The organism is Thermosipho africanus Ob7 (assembly GCF_003351105.1).
Taxonomy (GTDB): domain Bacteria; phylum Thermotogota; class Thermotogae; order Thermotogales; family Fervidobacteriaceae; genus Thermosipho; species Thermosipho africanus.
On record NZ_NKRG01000003.1, the window covers coordinates 60,203 to 83,321 of the forward strand.

Annotated in this window: 25 protein-coding genes and 1 other RNA gene; 1 reads left to right on the plus strand and 25 read right to left on the minus strand. The window is 31.2% G+C overall.

Annotation, left to right across the window (positions count from 1 at the left end; translation table 11 throughout):
- Nucleotides 1-59: 59 nt before the first annotated feature.
- The 4 genes from OB7_RS03965 to OB7_RS03980 are packed head-to-tail and all read right to left on the minus strand — an operon-like array spanning nucleotide 60 to nucleotide 4,427.
- On the minus strand, nucleotides 60-1,799 hold the full coding sequence (locus OB7_RS03965) for an ABC transporter substrate-binding protein (protein WP_114702591.1): 1,740 nt from the start codon (nucleotides 1,797-1,799) through the stop codon (nucleotides 60-62).
- A gap of 4 nt (nucleotides 1,800-1,803) precedes the next feature.
- The gene (locus OB7_RS03970; protein ID WP_004102060.1) at nucleotides 1,804-2,799 is read right to left on the minus strand and encodes an ABC transporter ATP-binding protein; all 996 of its coding nucleotides are present in this window, start codon (nucleotides 2,797-2,799) and stop codon (nucleotides 1,804-1,806) included.
- Nucleotides 2,792-3,802, minus strand: a complete 1,011-nt coding sequence (locus OB7_RS03975; protein ID WP_004102059.1) for an ABC transporter ATP-binding protein — start codon at nucleotides 3,800-3,802, stop codon at nucleotides 2,792-2,794. Before OB7_RS03975 ends, OB7_RS03970 begins: the two co-directional genes overlap by 8 nt.
- Nucleotides 3,803-3,821: 19 nt before the next feature.
- On the minus strand, nucleotides 3,822-4,427 hold the full coding sequence (locus tag OB7_RS03980) for a hypothetical protein (RefSeq protein ID WP_114702592.1): 606 nt from the start codon (nucleotides 4,425-4,427) through the stop codon (nucleotides 3,822-3,824).
- A gap of 127 nt (nucleotides 4,428-4,554) precedes the next feature.
- Here OB7_RS03980 and ffs point away from each other — a divergent pair.
- Nucleotides 4,555-4,817: signal recognition particle sRNA large type (gene ffs, locus OB7_RS03985), an RNA gene on the plus strand.
- 7 nt (nucleotides 4,818-4,824) lie between these two features.
- On the opposite strand, the gene OB7_RS03990 is transcribed toward ffs, so the two are convergent.
- The 21 genes from OB7_RS03990 to OB7_RS04090 all read right to left on the minus strand — a co-directional run bounded on the left by OB7_RS03990 (nucleotide 4,825) and on the right by OB7_RS04090 (nucleotide 22,910).
- Nucleotides 4,825-6,561: an ABC transporter ATP-binding protein gene (locus tag OB7_RS03990; RefSeq protein ID WP_114702593.1), complete on the minus strand. Its 1,737-nt coding sequence runs from the start codon at nucleotides 6,559-6,561 to the stop codon at nucleotides 4,825-4,827.
- Nucleotides 6,562-6,584: 23 nt separating this feature from the next.
- The gene (locus tag OB7_RS03995; protein WP_004102056.1) at nucleotides 6,585-7,523 is read right to left on the minus strand and encodes a GAF domain-containing protein; all 939 of its coding nucleotides are present in this window, start codon (nucleotides 7,521-7,523) and stop codon (nucleotides 6,585-6,587) included.
- Nucleotides 7,520-7,759, minus strand: a complete 240-nt coding sequence (locus OB7_RS04000) for a S4 domain-containing protein (protein WP_004102055.1) — start codon at nucleotides 7,757-7,759, stop codon at nucleotides 7,520-7,522. The genes OB7_RS03995 and OB7_RS04000 overlap by 4 nt, the downstream gene beginning before the upstream one ends.
- 96 nt (nucleotides 7,760-7,855) lie before the next feature.
- Nucleotides 7,856-9,484: a peptidyl-prolyl cis-trans isomerase gene (locus OB7_RS04005; protein ID WP_114702594.1), complete on the minus strand. Its 1,629-nt coding sequence runs from the start codon at nucleotides 9,482-9,484 to the stop codon at nucleotides 7,856-7,858.
- The gene (lysS, locus tag OB7_RS04010; RefSeq protein ID WP_004102053.1) at nucleotides 9,481-10,989 is read right to left on the minus strand and encodes a lysine--tRNA ligase; all 1,509 of its coding nucleotides are present in this window, start codon (nucleotides 10,987-10,989) and stop codon (nucleotides 9,481-9,483) included. Before lysS ends, OB7_RS04005 begins: the two co-directional genes overlap by 4 nt.
- Nucleotides 10,990-11,015: 26 nt before the next feature.
- A complete protein-coding gene (gene greA, locus OB7_RS04015) occupies nucleotides 11,016-11,486 on the minus strand; it encodes a transcription elongation factor GreA (protein ID WP_004102051.1) in 471 nt (156 codons plus the stop codon).
- A gap of 16 nt (nucleotides 11,487-11,502) precedes the next feature.
- Nucleotides 11,503-11,958, minus strand: a complete 456-nt coding sequence (gene nrdR / locus OB7_RS04020) for a transcriptional regulator NrdR (protein ID WP_004102050.1) — start codon at nucleotides 11,956-11,958, stop codon at nucleotides 11,503-11,505.
- 5 nt (nucleotides 11,959-11,963) lie between these two features.
- The gene (gene whiA / locus OB7_RS04025; RefSeq protein WP_114702595.1) at nucleotides 11,964-12,881 is read right to left on the minus strand and encodes a DNA-binding protein WhiA; all 918 of its coding nucleotides are present in this window, start codon (nucleotides 12,879-12,881) and stop codon (nucleotides 11,964-11,966) included.
- Nucleotides 12,882-12,885: 4 nt separating this feature from the next.
- A complete protein-coding gene (locus OB7_RS04030; RefSeq protein ID WP_012580263.1) occupies nucleotides 12,886-13,824 on the minus strand; it encodes a gluconeogenesis factor YvcK family protein in 939 nt (312 codons plus the stop codon).
- Nucleotides 13,824-14,663, minus strand: a complete 840-nt coding sequence (rapZ, locus tag OB7_RS04035; protein WP_004102048.1) for an RNase adapter RapZ — start codon at nucleotides 14,661-14,663, stop codon at nucleotides 13,824-13,826. The genes OB7_RS04030 and rapZ overlap by 1 nt, the downstream gene beginning before the upstream one ends.
- Nucleotides 14,620-15,411, minus strand: coding sequence for a glutamate racemase (gene murI, locus OB7_RS04040; protein WP_004102046.1), 792 nt, complete (start codon nucleotides 15,409-15,411; stop codon nucleotides 14,620-14,622). Before murI ends, rapZ begins: the two co-directional genes overlap by 44 nt.
- Nucleotides 15,392-15,652 carry a cell division protein ZapA gene (locus tag OB7_RS04045; protein ID WP_114702596.1) on the minus strand — a complete coding sequence of 87 codons (261 nt, stop codon included), beginning with the start codon at nucleotides 15,650-15,652 and terminating at the stop codon, nucleotides 15,392-15,394. The genes murI and OB7_RS04045 overlap by 20 nt, the downstream gene beginning before the upstream one ends.
- Nucleotides 15,633-15,878 carry a hypothetical protein gene (locus OB7_RS04050; protein ID WP_004102043.1) on the minus strand — a complete coding sequence of 82 codons (246 nt, stop codon included), beginning with the start codon at nucleotides 15,876-15,878 and terminating at the stop codon, nucleotides 15,633-15,635. Before OB7_RS04050 ends, OB7_RS04045 begins: the two co-directional genes overlap by 20 nt.
- Before the next feature lie 4 nt (nucleotides 15,879-15,882).
- Entirely contained in the window at nucleotides 15,883-16,503 is a 621-nt protein-coding gene (locus OB7_RS04055; protein ID WP_004102041.1) for a site-2 protease family protein, read from the minus strand.
- Nucleotides 16,487-17,842, minus strand: coding sequence for a B12-binding domain-containing radical SAM protein (locus OB7_RS04060; protein ID WP_004102039.1), 1,356 nt, complete (start codon nucleotides 17,840-17,842; stop codon nucleotides 16,487-16,489). Before OB7_RS04060 ends, OB7_RS04055 begins: the two co-directional genes overlap by 17 nt.
- Nucleotides 17,823-18,572, minus strand: coding sequence for a type III pantothenate kinase (locus tag OB7_RS04065; RefSeq protein WP_004102036.1), 750 nt, complete (start codon nucleotides 18,570-18,572; stop codon nucleotides 17,823-17,825). Before OB7_RS04065 ends, OB7_RS04060 begins: the two co-directional genes overlap by 20 nt.
- Nucleotide 18,573: 1 nt before the next feature.
- Entirely contained in the window at nucleotides 18,574-20,082 is a 1,509-nt protein-coding gene (locus OB7_RS04070; RefSeq protein WP_114702664.1) for an HD domain-containing protein, read from the minus strand.
- 22 nt (nucleotides 20,083-20,104) lie between these two features.
- On the minus strand, nucleotides 20,105-20,719 hold the full coding sequence (udk, locus tag OB7_RS04075) for a uridine kinase (RefSeq protein ID WP_004102032.1): 615 nt from the start codon (nucleotides 20,717-20,719) through the stop codon (nucleotides 20,105-20,107).
- 6 nt (nucleotides 20,720-20,725) lie between these two features.
- The gene (locus OB7_RS04080; RefSeq protein WP_004102031.1) at nucleotides 20,726-21,274 is read right to left on the minus strand and encodes a metal-dependent hydrolase; all 549 of its coding nucleotides are present in this window, start codon (nucleotides 21,272-21,274) and stop codon (nucleotides 20,726-20,728) included.
- A gap of 2 nt (nucleotides 21,275-21,276) precedes the next feature.
- Nucleotides 21,277-22,293 (minus strand): polyprenyl synthetase family protein, encoded by a 1,017-nt coding sequence (locus OB7_RS04085; protein ID WP_114702597.1) that lies wholly within the window; start codon nucleotides 22,291-22,293, stop codon nucleotides 21,277-21,279.
- Nucleotides 22,294-22,295: 2 nt separating this feature from the next.
- Complete coding sequence (locus OB7_RS04090; protein WP_114702598.1) at nucleotides 22,296-22,910, minus strand: HEAT repeat domain-containing protein; 615 nt, start codon at nucleotides 22,908-22,910, stop codon at nucleotides 22,296-22,298.
- Nucleotides 22,911-23,119 lie beyond the last annotated feature (209 nt).

Sequence of the window (23,119 nt, forward strand, 5' to 3'; positions counted from 1 at the left end):
CTCACTTTTAATTTTTAAAATGGGCGCGGGGCTAACACCTCACGCGCCCACATAATTTTTTATTGCTCTTTCCACTCTTCATAAATATTCCATGTTGTTCCACCAAGTGGCCCTATCTTTACATTTCTAAGTGTTGCTTTGTAAGCATAAAGTCTTAAGGAGTTTACGGTATAAATCAATGGTAAGTGTTCAGATACTAATTGTTGGAATCTTGAGAAGTAATCTTTTACGATATTTTCATCAAGTATTCTTACATTTTCTCTAAATATCTTGTCAATTTCTACTTCCCAATCTGGTAAGTAGTAGTCGTTAGGATCTACAAAATCTGCAACTTCTGGTGAATAATTCCAGAAGTGTAATGATGCGTCTGTTCTCCATACGTTTGCTCCACCTTGTGGTTCATCTCCACCAGTTAATCCTATGATTATTGATTCCCAATCGCCAGTATTCAACAATTTTTGAACCAATGTATTGAAATCGATTTGGGTAAATGTTACGTCCATACCAAGCTGTTTTAATGCATCTTGAATTATATTTGCTACTCCTTCTCTAAGTCTGTTTCCTGAATTTGTTGTAAGTAAGAATTTAACAACATTTCCATCTTCGTCAACTAATTCTCCTTTATCATTCCAGCTAAATCCACCCATTTCTAACATTGCCCTTGCAAGGTCCAAGTCGTATTCATATTTTACTACAACATCTTCGTTGTAATATGGTGAGCTCATTGATACTGGTGACCATTGTGCAATTCCAAGTCCATTGTAAAGTGTATCAATAATAGATTCTTTATCTATTGCATATGCAACTGCTTTTCTAAAGTATTCATTTCTGAACCATTTTCTCTTAACTGGATCTGGCGCATTCCAGTTGAATGTAATAAATGTTGTTCCATATGCTGGCCCTGCTGTCGTAACTACTATGTTGAGTTCTTTTTCTTTTTCTTTTAATTCTGCAAATTCTGTTCCTCTTGGACCATAAATATCAATCTCTCCATTTTCAAATGCAAGTCTCATTGCATCTTGGTTTGAAATTATCTTAAAGAGTACTTCATCAAAGTATGGAAGTTGTTGTCCATTTGCATCTTTCTTCCAGTAATATGGGTTCTTTACAAATCTGACATATTGGTCAGGAACATATTCTACTGGAATGTATGGACCAAGACCTACTACTTCTCCTTTATTTATTGCATCTACTGTCCAGAATTCTTCAAAGTTTCCATTCTTTACATATTCTTCTGCTAAATGTTTTGGATAAATATACATTCCACCAAGGTATCTAAATGCAAGCCTGAATGGTTCAGGATAATACATTCTAACTGTATAATCATCAATCTTTTCTGCTTTTGGTAAATATCCATTTGTACTCATCAAGACATCTTGCATTGAACTTGGAATATCTGGGTTTGTATAAATATCGTTCAATGTAAATACAATATCGTCAGCTGTCAATGGTTGCCCATCGCTAAACTTTACTCCTTTTCTGATATGCCAAATAATTTCCATTCCACCATCTGCAGTTAGCCTTGGACCTTCCCAGCTTTCTGCAATTGCTGGATAGAATTCCATATCTACACCATGTCTTTCAATGAGAGTTCCACCATACCCCATGAACATATCAATAACATCGGTTGAACTAGTTTCTTTTGCTGTAACATCGTTTACTGTCTTTGGACCATTAAGAGTTCCTATAACAAACTGACCTCCCGGCTTTCCCTGTGCATCTGCTCCAATATATGGAAGTTGAGCAGCGTAGGCAAACACTACTGCTAATACTGCAAGTAATACCATGAGTTTTTTCATAAACTCACACCCCCTCTTTTTCTACCAGGTGACAAGAGACCTGGTGATTTTCAGAAATTTTATACATCTGTGGATATTCTTTTTCACATTTTTCCATTTTAAATGGACATCTTGGGTGGAAGAAACATCCGCTTGGTCTTGCAATTGGGTTTGGAACATTTCCTGTTAAAATAATTCTCTTTCTTTGTTTTTCTACTTTTGGATCAGGAATTGGAGAAGCTGATAATAATGCCTTCGTATATGGGTGAATTGGATTTTCAAAGACTTCATCAACATCACCCATTTCAACAATTCTTCCAAGATACATAACAGCAACCTTATCACTAATAAATCTAACAAGTGATAAATCGTGTGAAATAAAAATATATGTTAAATCAAGTTCTTCTTGGAATTTTAAAAATAGATTAATAATCTGGGCTTGAACTGACACGTCAAGAGCTGATGTAGGTTCATCCAAGAAAATTATCTCAGGTCCAACAGACAAAGCCCTTGCAATTGCTATCCTCTGTTTTTGACCTCCACTGAATTGGTGAGGATATCTATCCATATGGTAAGGTTTAAGTCCAACCATCCTCAATATTTCAACTGCTTTATCATATGCCTCTTTCTTATCTTTAACAATTTTATGGAACAACAATGGCTCTGTCAATATCTGACCAATCGTCATACGTGGATTTAATGAACCAATAGGATTTTGGAAAACTATCTGCATTTTTCTTCTAAATGGTAATAACTCTTTTCTATTTAAGTTAGAAATATCTTGGCCAAATATCTCAATTTTCCCATCTGTCGGATCTATTAATCTTAACATTGTCCTTGCAGCAGTTGTCTTTCCACATCCTGACTCTCCAACTAAAGCAAATGTTTCTTTCTTTTTTACCTCAAAAGATATATCATCTACTGCTTTTACATCTCCGACATGTTTTTTAACAAGAAAACCTTTTGTAATCGGAAAGTATTTTTTTAGATTTTGTACTTTTATTATTGTTTCATTATTCATTCTTCATCGCCTCCGATTCTTTCTTGTCTAGTACTGGATTGAAGCACCTTACAAAGTGTCCTGGTTCCAACTCTACCAATTCAGGTAATTCTTTCGTACATTTATCAAGTTTTCTCGGACATCTTGGTGCAAATGGACATACGTTTGGCACATCAATCATTCTCGGAGGTTGTCCTGGAATTGCCTCAAGCTTATCTTGCTTCTTATCAAGCCTTGGTATCGCCCTAAGCAACATATGTGTATATGGATGGAGTGGGTTATAGAAAATATCTTCTGCTGTTGCAATTTCCATTTGCCTACTTCCATACATAACTATAATTCTATCCGCCATCGATGCAATTACGCCTAAATCGTGAGTTATAAACAACAAACCGGTCTTAAATTCCTTTTGCAAATCCTTCATCAATTCCAATATTTGAGCCTGGATAGTAACATCCAAAGCAGTTGTAGGTTCATCCGCAATCAAGACTTTTGGATTACAAGAAAGAGCAATTGCTATAACAGCACGCTGCCTCATACCACCGCTAAATTCAAATGGGTATGCAAACATTCTCTTTTCAGGCGCAGGAATCTGAACCTTTCTAAGCATTTCAGTACCTATTTCCCACGCTGTCTTTCTATCAACATTTTGGTGCCTTATAATAGTCTCAGTCAATTGATCACCAATTGTATAAAGAGGATTTAAGGAAGTTAGTGGGTCCTGGAAAATCATACTAATTTCTTTTCCTCTTATCTCTGCAATTTCATCTTTTGACAACTTTAACAAATCTTCCTCTTTCCCTCTACCTCTGTAAATAATCTGCCCATTAACGATCTTTCCAGGCTTGTGTATAAGCCTCATAATAGACTTTACAGTTACACTTTTTCCGGAACCTGTTTCACCAACAATTCCTACAACTTCGTTTTCATGAAGGTCAAAACTGACATCGTTTACAGCCTTTACTACCCCTTCTTCCATATAAAACCATGTGCTCAGGTTTCTAACTGATAATATGGGTTCCAAAAGATTTCACCTCTCTTAACTAGTTTTTTTCATCGGCTATTAACTCCAAAATTTCTAGAGTCGGTTCATAAGTAGCAATTAATACCCAATTATCATACCGTCTATAAATATACATTTTGTTAACAAAATATTCATTTTCAAAGCCTTGATAATTACCTTTTAAGATATTTAAAATTGTTCGGAAAACTAATTTTTCTAAATTTTCATACATTTCTGGGAGTATCATTATATTTATACCACAAGATGTTTCAAATGTAAAGTGTTTGTAAAAATACTGATTTTTAAGGTAAAAGTCGTCATTTTTACTTAAAACTTTACAATTACGGTTTTCAATTAATGATATTACCTTATTTATCAATTTTTCACTATATTTTATATTAAAATGCATTCCATTATACAAAGAAACTTCTAAGTTATCTAAATCAATAACAACATTTGCTTTTTTTATATCTACAATTTTGAATTTATATCCATTTAAGTTCAAATAATCTATTAATTTACCAACATAATAGTTATCTCCTTTTACATATATTTTTTTTGCAGAATTAAAATTAAAATACAATGCTACAATTATAAAAGCAGAAATTATAAATATAAAAAACCAGTTCCTACTTATTTTTATCACCTCAACATAATATATTTTTCACAAGTTAATAGGTTACCATATTGAAAAAATTTTTCAAGTCTTATTAAACTTTGTAATTTTGATTTTTTGACAATTATACAGAATAATGTTAAAATAATTCATGGTGCCGTGCTAAGCGGGGGGTTGGTGGTCCCCTGTACCCGAAATCCACCTAGCGGGGCTTAATTCCCTTGCCAAGGTTTGTGGGGTCTGAAAACGGTCCTCGGTAGGGCGCTGAAGGTTGAGTCCTACGCAACAACTACCTGTGAACCGGGTCAGGTCCGGAAGGAAGCAGCCCTAAGCAGGCAAGTGTGTGCCGTAGGGGTGCTCAGCCGGAGCCCGATTCGAGAATACGCTCAGGTCCCGCGTAATCGAAGCAAGGGTGCACGGCACCTTTTTATTTTGAAAATTGCACTTCATAGAGCTTGTAATAAATTCCTTTTTTGTTTAATAATTCTTTATGTGATCCTTCCTCAACAACTTCTCCTTTGTGAACTACATATATTTTATCTGCATTTACTACTGTAGCAAGCCTATGTGCTATCATTATAACCGTTTTATTTTCAGAAAGTTTTCTAACAGCCTTTTGAATCCTTTCTTCAGTTTGAACATCAATATTACTTGTAGCCTCATCAAGAATAAATATCTTTGCATCAAAAAGAACAGATCTTGCAAGTGCAATCAACTGCCTTTCTCCTGCCGATATACCTTTTCCACGTTCAATAACTTCTGTATATAAACCATTTGGCAATCTTTCAATCAAGTCCCAAACATATACTTTTTTTAATGCATCTATTACCTGATCTTCCGAAATTTCTTCATGAAAAAGTCTAACATTATCTAAAAGTGTCCCGGAAAATAAAACTACATCTTGTGGAACAGTTGATATCTGCTTTCTAAGTTCATGGATATTGTATTTTTCAAGTTCTGTACCATCTATCAAAATTTTACCCTTTTGAATTCTATACATGCCATTTACAAGATTCATTAACGATGTTTTTCCTGCGCCGGTTTCACCTACAACGGCTATTAATTGCCCTGGTTCAAACTTTAAATTAATATTTTTTAATATCCATCTATCCTCGTTATATCTAAACCATACATTTTTAAACTCTACAACACCTTTTTCAATTTCTACTTTTCCATTTTCGTCTCCAAAATGTTCTTCAGTCTCATCCATTAATGTAAATATCTTTTCCGCACTTGCCACAGTATTCTGAATTATATCGTACTTTTCAGACAAGTCCTCAAGTGGCCTCATAAACAATTCTAGATATGCAACAAAGGCATATAGATCACCAAAATTGAGAGTTTTAGAAACTATGTATTTTGCACCCATCCATATAATTGCGGCAATTGCAAGTCTGTAAAGTGTACTAACAGTCGGTCTAAAAATTGCAAAAACATACATCTGCTGTATTCTAGACTTATACAATTCTTTATTTACTTTGTCGAAATTCTTCCTTTCAAAATCTTCAGCATTAAATAATTTAACAACTGGCATACCAGCAATATGTTCTGCAAGGTACGCATTAACCTTAGAAATATTAGTTCTGACCGCTCTATATGCTTTTAAATCAAAGTACCTAAACAAAATCATTGACACTATTAAAACTGGAAATACAAATGAAATATTTGCAAACAACCTTGGGCTAACTCTTAACATCATAATAATTACGCCTGTAAGTAAAAAAACGTCATTAAAAATACTCGTTATTACAGACGTAAAAAATTCCATTATATTCTGGGTATCATTTGCAATTCTTGTAGTTATTTGACCACTTGGATGCTTATCAAAAAAAGACATTGGAAGTTTTAAAACATGGTCAAAAAGCTCTTTTCTAATATCGTATACAATTTTTCCACCAAGATACGTTGTAATATATATTGAAATATATTCAAATACAAAAATCATAGAAGTAGTTAATAAGAAATAAAGAGACATTTTAAAAATACCAGAAAACCTTTCATTTAAAGGCAATGAATCGTTAGTTATATAATTATTTACTGTATTTCTTACTATCTGAGGTGGAAGAAGAGTTACAAAAGTAAGAGAAATAACAACTAAAATTGCAAGGACGAATAATAGCGTATACGGTTTAGCATATTTTAACAATCTTTTCAAAAGCTTCATCAAATCTCCCCTTTTAAAAAAGTTTATCTTTCTTCAAGCAACTTCTCATCCCATATTTTTGGAATATCTTCACAAACTTTCTCTAAAAATTTTCTGTCTCTCTCATCAAAAGGAGTTATATAATGGCTGTCAATATCCAATTCGCCTATTACCTCTTTATTTTTAAATATTGGTACTACTATCTCACTTTTTACTTTAGGACTACACGATAAATAATTTGTTTCTTTAGAAACATCCTGAACTATAAATACATCCTTTAACATTGCTGCTTGTCCACAAATCCCCTCTCCAATATTTATTTTCACATGCTCGGTAGGTTCACCAACAAATTCAAACAACTCTAAAACATTGTCTTTGTTAATCATGTAAAATCCTACCCAATCATAATATGGAATTTCATCATAAAGATACTGACAAATCTTTCTCATATATTTTACAGGATCATCTTTAGATTCTTTTTCTAATTTATCAAGCAATTTATCAAATAATTCATCTTTATCATAATAAATCCCATTCATTTCTCCATTTCTAAAATGAATTATCGCCTGATAAACTGCTTCACTTAGTTTAGAAAGTTTTCCTTTCTTCCACAGCGAATATACATTGTAAAAAAGTATATAATTTCCATTAAAATCAACAACTATCCAATCAAAATCTTTTGGATACACTCCTAAAAATACTATAAAATCTTCTTTATTAAGTTCTAACTCTTTTGCATTTTTACGAATCTTTGTTGTTACATTATCCTTATTTTCTTTTGCAAATTCTCTAAAATCATTTAATAACTTATCTAATTCTCTTCTTTCAACACTATCAAAATTTATTTCTCCTAATTTTTCCTCAATTTCTTTGAAAAATTTATATTTATTTGTAGTCTTACTCCAAAATTCTCCCCAATGGGACTTGTCATATCTTAATATTTCTAAAAATTCTTCAACATGGTTTTCTACAATGTTTCTCATAGCTGTCCCTCCTCAATCTTTTTTTCTTCAAGTATTTCATACTCTACATCAGAAATAACTTTTACCTTTAAATATCTGTTTTTTAAAAAAATTTCTAATATATCACCTGATTTTATTTCACTAGAGGGTTTTAAAGCTATTTGATTTCTAAAAATCCTCTTATTTTTAGCCAACTCTTGGGCTATAGTACGCCTTTTAATAATTCTAGTAGATTTTAAAAACTTATCTAATCTCAAAATACCACCCCTAAAAGATTATAACACAAATTGTTCGTATTGCTAAAAAATTTAAGCGGCCGAAAAGGCCGCTTAAATTAGATGTAAAAGTAAGTTTTAGTTGCTAGTTGATGTTGAATTTTTCATCATCTCAAGTTCATTGAAAGCTGCCTCAAAATCCATATAAGTTGGTGTTGCTTCTCTTAATTTTTCAAGATATTGTTCAGCAGTTGTTGCATCTTTCAACATTTTATTTATTTCGTATAAATCATATAAAACTTCTGCTTTCCAATCTAAAGAAATATCTGTTGCTTCAGAAAGGGTATTTAATCCTCCGTATAGGTCTATAAAGTCATTTACAACGCTTTGGAGCATTCCATACTCAACATAAGGTTTTATCTTTAAATACAATTTTGTATAGTAATTATATAATACATCCGTTCTTTTTGGATATAACGTTTTCATTTTCTTTGCAGCAATAAATGATTCTGGATAATCATTGTAAATACTTTCCAAAACTAATTTTGATTCTTTACTTGCATCATCCAAAATTTGTTTGTACACTGCATCGTTTGTTAATTCAGTAGCTGACTGCATTTTTTCAACAAGTGTAACAAATGCTGCTTTAATTTCAACAGGTGCATCCAGTTTGACAGTAACCTTCGTAGATTCATCAAAAACCATTTCATTTAACTTTTTATATACATTTAACAAGCTAGTTCCAGAATTTGTTAAAACTTGGTTCCATGTCTTGTATACAGGATCAATAATTTCGGAAGAAACATTTTCACTTTTCTTAAACTCATCAATAGCTTTTCTAAATTTATCACTCTTTAATTGATTTAAAACATCTTGATATCCCTGAGAAAGGGTAAATTTTTCAAATGTATCTACAGTTTTCACATCTTTTACATTGAATACGAAAAAGTTACTGCCAAGAGGAATAGGTCCAACAATGGTATTTGTAGAACCAAAAATGCTATCTTCAAACTTTTTGTCAATTATGCCTCTTTTAAAGCCATCGTAATTTTGAACTGATAAGCTCATATTTGTTGCAGCTTGATAAAATCCAGTATTCATAGCTTCATTGATAAAGTCGTTTGCACTCGCTTGTGATGAGAAACTTACAAAATCAACATTTGCTTGATCATATTTATTCATTAAATCTTCTCTATTTTCACTATAATAATTTTTCATCTCATCATCACTTACACTAGCTATAGTATCTCTAACCTTTGCAATTGTAAGATACTTTACTACCTCTGGCTCAATTGTCTTTTTGTAATTTTCAACACTTCCATATTTTTGCTTAATATAATTTAACAATTGTTCGTTCTTTTCAATATCTGCAACCTGCTTATCAAGTTCTTGATTTATTTCATCTTTAGTAGGTGAAATTTTATTTACTTGAGCATAATATAGTATTGTCTTAGTTTCAATTAAATCATTTAGTATTGAAGTCTTTAACATTGGTTCCTCAAAAACAGGATCAACATCTGAAATTTGATAGTAACTTAAAGCCTTACTATATGAATCTTCAACTTCCCATGGGAAAATCCAATATTCTTCACTAAGTGCTGTGCCATCTTTTGTTAAATAAGCAACTGAATCCTCTAAATTATACTTTACACTGCCTTTTCTCGAAGATACATATGAAGAAATTGACCATACAACAATACCTGCGACAAATGCAATAGCAATCGTCCAAATTATAGCACCATGTGCTTTTTCAAACCATTTTCTCATTCTTGCGATCCCCCTTCTAAGTTCATTTCTTCCTCTTCAAATGAAATTGGTCTTACCAGTGGAAATGCAATTACATCTCTGATAGTAGGCGAATTAGTTAAAAGCATAACCAATCTATCAATTCCTATACCAAGACCACCAGTAGGTGGCATACCGTATTCGAGAGCTCTAACAAAATCTTTATCCATCATCTGGGCTTCCTCATCTCCAGCTTCACGAAGTTTAGCTTGCCTTAAAAATCTTTCGTATTGATCAACAGGATCATTCAATTCACTAAATGCATTTGCCATTTCTCTACCATAAATTATAAGCTCAAATCTTTCAGTAACTCTTGGATCCTCTCTATGTTTCTTTGCAAGAGGAGATATTTCCACTGGATGTTCTAACAAGAATGTTGGTTGAACAACTTTGTCCTCTACTAAATCCCAGAGTTTTTCAATTAAATGCCCCTTATCTTTTATCTCAACTTCAACATCGTGTTGCTTTAATACTTCTAACATCTTTTCTTCTGTATCTTCAAGGATATCAACACCTAAATGTTCTTTAATGAAGTCTCTCATTTTAACTCTTCTCCATGGCCTTGAAAAATCAATTTCTATATCTTGATATTTGACTTTTGTTGTTCCAAAAAGTTTTTCAACAATAAACACAAAAAGTTCTTCAGTTAAGTTCATCATATCTTCATAGTCGGCATATGCCTGATAAATTTCAATTGAAGTAAATTCAGGGTGATGCTTGTAAGAAAGACCTTCATTTCTAAAATTTTTTCCTAATTCATATACTTTTTCAAATCCACCCACTATGAATCTCTTCAAATAAAGTTCTGTAGCAATTCTCATGTACATATCAATATCAAACACATTCAAGTGTGTTATAAATGGCCTTGCTGATGCCCCGCCTGTAACATATTCTAATATTGGTGTTTCAACCTCAATGAATCCTTTTGAATTCAAAAATTCTCTAATAAGCTTTATTATCTCAAATCTTATTCTAAATCTATTTAGTGTTTCATCGTTAGCAATCATATCAACATATCTTTGTCTATACAAAACTTCCTTATCTTTAATTCCATGCCATTTTTCTGGCATCGGCCTTAAAGGCTTATTAAGAAGCTCAATTTCTTTTACCAAAATTGTCACTTCTCCAGTTTTACTTTTAAAGACACTTCCCTTTACACCAACTATATCTCCAATTGCAATATGTTCTTTAAAAAATTCGTATACATCTTTTCCAACTATATCTTGCCTAATATATGCCTGAATTCTACCAAAGAAATCTTTAATATGGAAAAATGCACTTTTACCATGATGCCTTAAAGACATTATTCTTCCAGCAGTAGACACACTTGCATCTTCTTTAACTTCTCCAGGGTTTAAGTTCTCAAATTGAGCTTTTATATCCTGGCTACTATGTGTTTTTTCAAATTTGTATGGATATGGATTAACACCTTTTGCACTTATCTGCTTAATTTCATTTATCCTCTGTTCCCTAAACTCCTTTAACAACTTAATCCCTCCTAAATCTCCAAATCTTATATTTTGATACCTAAAATTTGATACTTAAATACCCCTTTCGGTGCTTTAATTTTGACAACTTCTCCTACCTTTTTACCTACTAAAACTCTCCCAATCGGAGACTCAAAGCTTATCTTATTGTTAAAAACATCTGCTTCATGAGGTGTTACAATCTGAATTGTTTTTTCTTCTCCCGTATCCAAATTCTTAATTAACACCCAATTACCAATGTTAATAACATTGGTATCCAATCCTTCAATAACTTCTGCTTTTGAAAGCATATTTTCAAGTTCATTAATTCTTGCTGCAATTCTTCCTTGTTCATTTTTTGCTTCCTGATATTCTGAATTTTCCGATAAATCACCTAGTTCTCTAGCTTCTTTAATTCTTTGAGCTATTTCAAACATAAGCTTTTGCTTTAACTGATCAAGCTCTGCTTTTAATTTTTCATACCCTTCTTTTGTTAAATAAATACTCTCTTTTTTCATTCAAACACCTCCAACACTATTTTTCATTTTTCAATTCTTTTACAACTTCTAAAAATTGATCAATTTCTCTAAAATCTTTATACACCGAAGCAAATCTAACATATGCAACTTCGTTGATCTTTTTTAATCCCTCCATAACAAGCTTTCCTATCTCAAGACTTGAAATTTCCAAATTACCGGTTTTCTGGATTTGATTTACCACATCATCAACTAACTTTTCCATCTCTTCAAGAGTTACATTAGTCTTTTCACAAGCCTTCATGATACCACTCAAAATCTTTGACCTATCAAATTTTTCTCTACGCCCATCTTTTTTTATTACAAAAACTGGCCCAAATTCATATCTTTCATACGTAGTAAAACGACCTTTACATTTCAAACATTCTCTGCGACGTCTTATTGTCATTCCTGATGAATCGACTCTTGAATCAAGTACTCTAGTTTCATCATTGCCACAATATGGACATTTCATATTCATCACTCCATATTCTTTGATTCAAGTTCCTCATATATCTTAAATATCTTTTTTATTCTGTTATAAACCATACTCTTTGAAAGAGGAGGATCAAAAAGCTTTCCAAGATCACTTAAACTCAAATCTTCATTTTCCAATCTCAAAAGTGCTATTTTCTTTAACTCATCATTTAGAATATCTTCACCATATTTTTCAAATAAATTTTTTATAATCCTGATCTGTTTTGCGTTACTTTCACCAACTCTTTTAGCATTGGCCGTTAGAAAATTCATAGATCTATTAAAATCACTTTTAATTTCTCTTGAGCTTACTATTTTTTCCATCTTGTCAGCGTTTCTTTGAGCTCCCATATAATAGAGAATTTCAATTATATCTTTTGCCCTTTTTAGATAGAATCTGTAATTTTTCTGACCAAAACTTGCAATTTTACCAAGTATACCTAAATTATCGAAAAGATATTTTTGTATCTCATTTAGAAATTTATAATTATGTGAAATAATTTCAAAGTGGTAATTTTTAGTAGGATCAGTTACAGAACCAGTCGATATAAAAACTCCACGCAAAAATGCACCAAATAGCCCAAGATCCTCAAATATATATGCTGGAATCTCAAGAATATCCAACTCTAGCTTAGATAATATTGAAAAAGGAATAAAAATTTGCACTCTCTTCTTTTTCAACTTATTTTTAATCATTGTCAACCTTTTTTTATCAGTACCTACTATAGCCATTAAATTCATTATCCTTCTTGCAGCAGGTATAAAACCCACTTCAATTTTTACAACAACATCATTAAAAGACCTTATTATTACTCCCCTTGATTTTAAAAATCCAGCCAATTCAGATTTTGCTTCCAATTCGGAGTTAACAACCGTATGACACAATTCACCTTTTACATCTTCAGAAAATGTATATAACATTATATCACCTTATAAGTTTAATTATTAAACTTGCTAGTTTCATAGAATTATGTCTTATCTTCTCTTTGCCATCACTGTCAACCTTTACTTCTAATAAATCCTCAAAAATTAGTCTTTCATCATTTTCGATATCTACTTTCACTGGAATTGATCCTTCATTTTCATATCTTTCTAATATATATTCAGGTATATTCGATCTCGATGCAATAATCATATCAACTTTCCTTTCAAGATATCTTTCTATCACACTCACATGATCAAATAATGTAAAATTGTATGACTCGGAAGCTTGAGTCATTAAATTGGAAATATATATTATTTTTGCGTTTGAATAATTAACTGCCTCTTTGAATCCATCAACCAAAAAATTCGTAATTATACTAGTATATATACTACCAGGCCCTAAGATAATATAATCAGAATTTACTAAAGCTTTTTGAGCATCTAAATTTATCTTAGCATCTCTATTTAAATAAACTTTTTTTATTCTTTTTTTTGTTATTTTCATTATTTCACTTTCGCCAAAAGCTTTTGTGCCATCTTCATATTCTGCAACTAACCTGATTAAGTCCTCAGAAATGGGAATTACTTTACCGTTAATTGCTAAAACTTCAGATGCATACTCTATTGCCTTTGTAAAGCTCCCTAAAATTTTTGTAAGTGCTGTCAAAATGATATTTCCTACACTATGACCTGCCAAAAATCCATCTTTAAACCTGTAAGAAAAAAGTTGTCCTAAAATTTCCTCATCTTTTGCAAGCGCAACCAAGTTATTTCTAACATCACCCGGTGGAAGAACGTTATATTCTTTTCTTAAAACCCCAGAACTTCCTCCCTCATCGGTTACAGCAATTATAGCTTTTAAATCTATATTATTGAAATATTTCAATCCTCTTAAAAGCGTTGAGACTCCAGTTCCACCACCAACTACTGTTAGATTCATTACTTCACATCCCTATGTTCCAAAAGAACTTCATACCTTTGCCTATAAATACTTGCAAGCTCTTCAGCAAAGAAAACTGATCGGTGTTGGCCTCCAGTACAGCCTATACCAATACTGAGTTCCATTCTTCCCTCATTTTCATATCTTTTCAGCGCAAAATCAACAACGTTTTTTATCATTTCTATATATTCCTTAACTCCTTGAGTATTATACAAAAACTCTTTTACTTTTTCATCTCTTCCACTTTTTTCTCTCAAGTCTTTTATATAAAAGGGATTAGGAAAAAATCGAACATCAAAAATAAAATCTACATCTAAAGGCAATCCATATTTAAATCCAAAACTTAAAATTCTTACCAAAAATTTCTTTTTAACACTACCTAATATTTCCACTAATTTTTCTCTAAGCTGATGTGGATTCAAATTAGAAGTATCGATTACTATGTCGGAAAATTCTAAAGCTTTTGTTAAAATTTCCCTTTCAAGCTGTATTGCTTTTTCAAGAGAATTTACTCTCTTAAGAAGAGGATGATTCCTTCTAGTGTGGGCAAACCTGTTAATTATAATCGCATCTTTTGCAGTTAAAAAAATGACCTTCAGATTACTAGCATATTTCTTCTTTAAATTATTTAAAATCTCATCAATACGTTCAAAATTTTCGCTTCTAGCATCTAAGACAAAAGCAATGTTGTCTACATTCATAGATATTACTGGTAAAATTGTTTCAACCAAATTTATGGGAAGATTATCTATACAATAAAATCCCATATCTTCAAGTAAACCTAAAGCTGTACTTTTACCAGCGCCCGACAACCCTGTCAGAATAATTAGGTTTTTCAATTTGTATCACCTTTTTTGTTTTAAATTTGTTTATAGTATACGGTACTCTGAAATTAATCCTTTTTAATTTTTTCTCAAATACCTTTGGATCACCAGTAACATAAAACTCAACAAATGCTTTTTTAGAGTTATTTTTTGCCAGTTTTTTTGACAACTCTTCAGCTGGGTCAATTATTCGAACCTTCGGTAATACTCTGGATATAACTCCTTTTAAAAATGGAAAATGAGTGCATCCTAAAATCAACTCTTCAATATTTTTCTTCTTTAATGGAAGCAAATAATAATTTGCTATTGCTTCAACCATTCTACCGTAAAAAATACCCTCTTCTACCAAAGAAACAAAAAGCTGAGTTGATTTTTGATATACTTCTTTATTTTCCATTTCAAGGTATTTTTTATAAATCCCATTACTAACTGTAATATTTGTTCCAATAACTCCCACCTTTTCACTTTTTGGTGCCTGAATCGCAGCTTTAATTATGCTATTATATTTAATGCCTAAATCCAAATTTTTCTCTAGTATAATTGAATCTGTTGTATTACAGGCTGCAAAAATTTCATTAACTCCTTTTTTGTGAAAAAACTCTGCAAATTCAAAAATAAAGCTCTCCAGAACTTCTGGAGTTTTAATACCATAAGGAGCTCTTTCGGTATCTGCAATATAAATATAATGTGCTCCATTAATGTAAGTGAGCTTCTTTAATACAGAAATACCACCTATCCCCGAATCAAATAGACCTATCTTCAAGGCTTCTTTCCTCCAGATCATTCAACCTTTTCAAAATTTCGTTAATCTTTTCCGTTAAATAATACTCTCTCTCAATTAATTCACACAACATTACCAAAAGTCTTTCATCGGTAGATGAAAGCTCTTCATATTTTTCATTTAGCTCTTTAATTCTTTTTTCAATGTAATCTAAAATTTTTTCATCTGAATCAGATTCAACAATATAGTTTCTTCCGTTAATATTAAACCTTTTCTTGATCATTTATCTCCGTTGAACTCTCCATTAAATTTTTTAATTTTCCAAGCAATTTATCAAAAGTTCCGTTGATCTCCTCTTTTAAAGTTCTGTTTTCTTGTTCAAGTTGATTAGCCCTCTCTATTGCTGCATTTAATTCTTTCCAAAGTTCCTTATTTTCTTTCTGGAGCTCTTGATATTTATTTATCAAATCTTCAAAAGCCTGTTCTAATTCCTTAATTTTCTCTTCCATCACCTCATCCCCCTTTTCCTATAATCAAAATGTCTGTAATATGATTTATGAAATTAACAAATGGTTCCATAATCATAGGAAGTATCCATATCAATAACATACCCAATAAAAATAATATACCATAAACTTCGTATTTTATATACCAATCCCAGTATTCATCAGGCAAAAAAGCACCTAAAAGCTTTGAACCATCCAATGGAGGAATAGGAAACAAAGAAAAAATAGCATAAGTTAAACTCCATTTACATGCTTTATAAAAAGTAACGTATACAAATTTATTATCAACTTCTTTTGCTATTATACCATACAGAATAAATAATCCAACACCTAAAATCGAACCAATCAGTGAAGAAAAAATTAAAACTTTTCTTATTCTTCTATTTTTCATTGGAACAACCGGTATTGGTCTTGACCACCCAAAATCAAATAATATAAAAGCTGTTGTTCCTATAGGATCAAGGTGTACGAACGGATTCAGCGAAGTCCTTTTTAACTTTTTTGGAGTACTATCTCCTGCTAACACAACAAGATGTGCTTTTAACAATTCTCTAGGATAAACAACCAGTATAACTGCTAAAAATCCTGTAAGAAGATTAATAATTACTTTTTCAATCGTAACAATCACCTTCTTTAATCTCACGAGCAAGCATTTTTAAATTTTGTACTGTTTGCTCATCCATACCATGCTTCCACCAGAAAGGTAACACTGTATTATTCAATAACACTGGATCTTCTTTTCCGCTTAGTTTTCCTTCACTGACAAGTTTTAACCAATCTTCAGTTCCCACAATTGGTGTAAACTCATTAATTGAAAAACTTATACCTTCACTTTTACATATCTTCATCGCATTTATAACATCTTCAACCTTTTGTCCCGGTATATTTACCATAATATAAGCAGAGATCTCTTCTTCAGTAAAACCTGCATTTCTTAAAATTCTTGCTGCGTTAACTAAATCCTTATCAACTACCTTTCCACCAGTTTTTAATTGTAATTCTCCAGATGTTTCATATCCTAATTTTATAGTTTTAAAATTAAGTTCTTTCATTAAAAATGCAAGCTCTTCATCTATGAGTCTAGCATGTATACCATTTGGGAGATGAAATCTAATATCCTTACTAAAATTTTTCTCTAAAAGTTTTTTTAATATAACCTTTGCATGTTTATTTGAATTTACCAAAAATGCGTCATCAAAAAATACTACATCTTTTACTTTAAATTTTTCAACATACCTTTCAATATCACTAACAACCCTTTCAGGATCTCTAAACTTTATTCCATCCCATAATTTATGAGCAACACAATACGAACATTTAAATGGGCATCCCAAAGTAGTTAAAAATACTAGATAACCAATATTTTCATATACATCATACAATGGCGAAAGCTCCATAAACCAATCTATGCCTATCCTTTTAACACTTTTACCAGTCAAATCTTCCAACATCTTTGGAATTCTATTTAAATCACTAAATGGAAAAATTATTGCATTAGTTTTCCTTGCATGTTGTGGTAAATTTCTTACATAAAATCCTCCAAAAAATATTGGAACTTTATTACCGTAGTAGCCTCTTAAAAAATTAATCGTATCCCAATATCCTGGATACCAGTAAGTTAATGTTGAAGTTACAAAAATAGCATCAACATTTCCAACTTCCTTAAGTTTATCATAAAAGTACTGTTCTGGAGCACCATAACGTTTGTATTTTCTTGGAACAAATGCCAAAACATCAGGTTTTTTTATCTCTACAAATGGAAACTTTCCTGTACCATAAAACTTATCTTTGGGGACTTTTGTAAATTTTTGTAAAGACTTATCATGCCTATTCATTAAATCTATAAAATGTATTTCAATTCCTAACTTTTTCAAATATGAAGCAATATATAAAAGCCCAATTGGCTTTAACCAGAAATCATATGCTGCAAAATCTTCTATCCATGGATTAACAAGCAATATTTTCATAAAAGTAATAAATCCCCCTAAGTCCGAGTTCTAAGTCGTAAATTATATCTTTTTTCAAATATTCCCTTATAAGTTTTGATTGACCTCCTGTGTATATTATAGGAGCGCTTTTCAAATCATAATCACTTTTTATTCTTTCAATAGTATAATCTATACCTCCAAGAATTGTATTTATAACCCCGATTCTAATATTTGATCCGGTATCTTTTCCAACAAAAGTATCTGAAGGTTTTAATTCAACCTTTGGTAATTTAGCGGTTCCTTTAAAAAGCGCATTAACCATCATATTAAATCCTGGAATTATTACTCCACCTTCATATCTGTTCTCTTTTAATACTTCTATTGTAATTGCTGTCCCAAAATCAACAACTATTGCATCTTTTCCATAATCTCTGCTAGCAGCAATTACATCAACAACTCTATCTGCTCCTATCTCCTCTGGAGTATTTACATTCCAAATAATTTCATTATACTCTTTAGCACTAACAAATATAGCCTTTTTATTTAAATATTTTTCTGCAAAAAATTCAAATATATAGTTTATATTCGGTACTACCGAAGAAACCACTATATCTTTAAAATCATTTCTATAAAACATCTTTAAAAATACATACAATTCATCCTCTGTTTGGATGGAATGTGTAGAAACCCTTTTAATATCAAATGATTTTCCATCCTTTGTTAAGGCAATTGTTGTATGTGTATTTCCCACATCAAAAAGTAAGAGCACATTACCACCTCGTAGTAAGAGATGTATCCACTTTTGGGATAATATTATATTTCTCAAGTAAATTTCTTACATCTTTTGTTACATAAAACCTTACAATTTGAATCAAATTACTAGTCATTAATTTATAAGCAGGATATTCCCTTACATATTCGTCAAAAGAAAGTACGTGTTCTTTCCAAGAATCATAAATATAAATATTGCTCTTTAAAAATTCATCAGGATGAACAAGAGATAATTTATACGGTGTATCAACCTTAAATATTTCATCAAAATTTGAAAGTATTTTTAACAACTCTTCTCTATCTGATTCATCAGATATTTCAACAGCCTTTTCTAGCCTTAGCCTTATCTTTTGTAAAATATCCATTGCAAATCCTTGACTTGCCGCTGATGGATCTATACCCTCAACTGAAAATGGAGTTTCAAGGATTGTCTTCCAAAAATCTCTATTCTTCAACCTTTCTACAATTTCATAAGCCATAACTATATCTAACTCTACTGGTTGCAAATCTATCTCAAAATTTAAGATCTTTTCTTTTGTATCTTCAAAAGAACTTATGTTATACTCTTCCACTATCTGATTAAAGCATATTTCAACTTCATTAATTATCCTTTGATCTGTTAATTCCATAAATGTTTCAAGATTTTCCACTCTCTCTTTTAATTTTAAAGGTCTATAACAAAGCTCCAATAAATCTTGAATCATTAAATCCGCTGCACGTGACGTCTTATGGAAATAAACATTCTTGTACATCATGAACCTACCAAACAATGTAGTATAAATCTCATCAATCACCTTGATATTATATGCCAGAAATTTTTTACCATCTTTTTCAACAACCATGGAATTTCTTACAAGCCTATCTAAAGAACCTGTTCCGAATCCTCTTGTTCCTGCAAAATATGAATCTCTTAAAACAAAATCCATTCTATCGGCACCAAGGGGTCCTTGTATCACAGCAAATTCTATTGTACCTTCATTTTCACCTTTATAAGTTTCTACGACCTTTTCCATGACTTTTCTAAAGTCATCTTCTAAATCGTCAACTTCTCCCAATACCATATTGAGATCTTCTAAAACAGCGTTCTTTAATTTTTCAGGTGCTCTTTCAAAGACTTTATACATTGCCTTAGGCATATACTCAAGCAAAATTTTTTCACGGTACTCATCATGACCGTCTTCTAACCCCATATTTTTGTAAACTACCTCGTCAAATTGATGACTGAAAGGTCCATGACCAATGTCATGTAAGAGCCCTGCAAGTCTTAAAATCCTAACTTTTGCTGGATCATCTCCAAACAAATGGCTAGCATACATTCCAGAAATATGCATTACTCCAAGAGAATGTGCAAAACGTGTATGAGTTGCACATGGATAAACATATTCTGAACCTACAAGTTGTGATAAATATCTCAACCTTTGCATTGCTTTCGTATCTGATGCTATTATTTCAAGTGGATACATAAAAATTTCAGCATGAATAGGATCCCTCGATACTTTATAATACATAAAATACACCTCTTTTCTAAGTTCAATTTTGAGACATTTTCTTAAATATAAATTCAACAACTACATTAATTGCCTTTTCATTAAAACCACCACGTGGAATTATTAAATCTGCATATTTTTTACTTGGTTCAACGTATGCATCATGCATTGGTTTTACCATGTTTAAGTATTGATTTATTACACTATCTATAGTTCTTCCCCTCTCCTTTATATCTCTTTCAAGCCTTCTTATAAACCTTACATCACTTTCTGCATCAACAAAAATGGAAAGATCATAAAACTTTCTTAATTCTTCGTAGTACAACGCAAATATACCCTCAATTATTATCACCGGTTTTGGATCTAATAATGTAAAATTTCCGGTTCTAGTATACTGTGCAAAATCATACTCGGGCAATTTTATGCTTTTTCCATCCAAAAGTTCTTTTAAATGATCTACAAGCAAAGAAAATTCAATCATATCAGGGTGGTCATAATTATACTTTTTCCTTTCTTCAAAAGGCACATGACTCATATCTTTATAATAGTTATCCATTGGCAAAATAACACTATTTGACTCCCCTATAATCTCATTTATCTTCTGAGCTACAGTTGTCTTTCCCGAACCTGTTCCTCCTCCAATCCCAATTATAAACATAACCTATCACCTTATTCCTAATTTTCCATCTTTTTCTACAAAATAACGATCAAGTATTAAATGCAGTACATACCCAGATACTGAAATTATACCAAGAAATAGTGCATTATTTAAATTAGAAGTGATATAAAATGTTCCATACCCAATAATACCACCATATATTAAAGATGCCCATACTGTATGTAAAGGGCCTCTATGACGTGGTATAATTAGCTCATACAAAATGCCTATTAATATTCCAAAAAGAAAAGAAAACAAAAATCTTAAAAACACATCTTCAACATTTAAATTAAAATAAGAAATTATAATTTCTCCAGTAAACTCAAAATAAATTGCCGCTGAAATAGTAAGTAATTTTACAAATCTGTGTAAAAGAGAATGATTGTGATCAATATCTGGCATATCGGAAGAAAGAACAAATATCAAAAAACCTATAGCAATAATTTTATCTTCGGGCATTGAAAAATTCAAAAATTGAGAAGCTATCTTGTAAATAAGCAAGACAAAGGGGTAAAAATAAATTCCAAAATTTACATGCGTATTAAAATTGGGCAAAACTAATCACTCCTTAATCTGGATATTAGATCTATTAGAATATCTTTAGAAGTATCATTTAAATCTAACTTTCTTATTTTTGAGATTGATTCTTCAAACAAAGTATACATAGCATTCTTAGCTTTTTTAATTGCTCCACTTTTTAAAATCTGATCTAAAATATATTGTATTTCTTCGGAAGATTTTTCTTGTTTTGAATAAACTTCAAAAAATTTTTCATCATACTCTCCAAAATCAATTAATGCAGTTAATTTACCTTCCAAAATATCTGTAACATTAGATTTTCCAGATTTTTCATCGAATGTACTTATAATATCATCTCTAATTTGAAAGGCTATTCCTGCTGGAATAATTGCATCTTCAATCTTTTTCTTATCAATATTCTCATTTGAAAGTAACACCCCTAGATAAAATGGATAAAAAAATGTATAATATGCCGTTTTCAATCTAGCAATCTCAAGAGAAATTTTATCTTCATCTGGTTTATATTTTCCTAGAGAATATAAAACATCAAGTGTTTGACCATAACCTGTGTTTATATAGCAATTTGAAAACTCCTCTAAAAATTTTGATGATAAATTCAATTTACTTAGCTGTCTGATAGCAATAAAAAATAGTATGTCACCAAATACCAAAGCCAAATCTTCACCAATTTTTTCATTGTTATTTTTTTCTTTAAATTCTTCATAAAAAACTACATGCAATGATGGAAGTCCCCGTCTTAAAGTAGACCGATCCATTATATCATCGTGAATTAAAAGAAAACAATGCATAATTTCTATTACCGCAGCTATCTTATATAATTTTTCATAATCTAATTCTTTTTTTGCATATGAAGTTGCACCTAATAAAAATAAAAGAGGGCGTATTCTTTTGCCTGGTCTTAAACAATACTCTACCATCCTCTTAATTAACGACTCTATTTGTTTTGGTGGGTTGACTTTATTTTCCAAAATAACTTTTTCAATGTACTCTTCCACTTTTTTTTGATGCATTTTTTTAAATTCATTAAAATCCATTTTTATCCTCCCAAGTAATCTTCATCTTTATCTCCAACTAACTTTTTAAGTATTTCATAGTACATAGAGTTTCTTGTCACAATATTTGAAAGAGCCTTTTTTATTATCTCTAGATCTTCACCAGAAAAATCACCACTATCTATTGCTTGAACCAAATCTTTAACAACTTCGGGCATTTCTATGTAAGAAAGCGCAATTGCAGCTTGCGCGCCATATTTTTTTCTATCAGCATCCTCCAGGAGAAAATATCTCAATATTTTATAAACTTTTTCACCATCTCCAAGTTTTGAAAGCGCTTCATAAATTATTAATTCTGCTTCTTCAAAATCAAAAAGCGATAACACATTATAGAGATCCTTTTTTATCCTTTCATCTCCAAGATCAGCAAGTAAATCTATAATATAAAGAAGCGTTATATCATTCCTATTACCTTCATGGAGTCTTTTTTTAAATTCCCTGTATAAAGGATCTTTTGAAGCTTCTCCCAATTTAAATAAAGTTTCTGATGCAATCTCTTTAACCTGAGAATCTTCATCCTCCAAAAGCTTTATTAAATCATCTATTGCTTGTTCTCCTTTTTCCTCTATTATCCTTTTTATAAGTTCTTCTCTTTCCATATTAGCCCTCCAAAATATTTTATTCTTGTTAATTATTATACCATAATTGCTTATTCTGCACTATTATAACTCTATATGATCTACACAAAAAATGGATGTTGTCTCATCATTTTCTCCTAAACTATATTACCCCATCACCAAATGCCGTTTCTTTTTTAACATTTGAATAATGCGATAACGCATCTTTCTGCCTTTTATGTCTATAAATT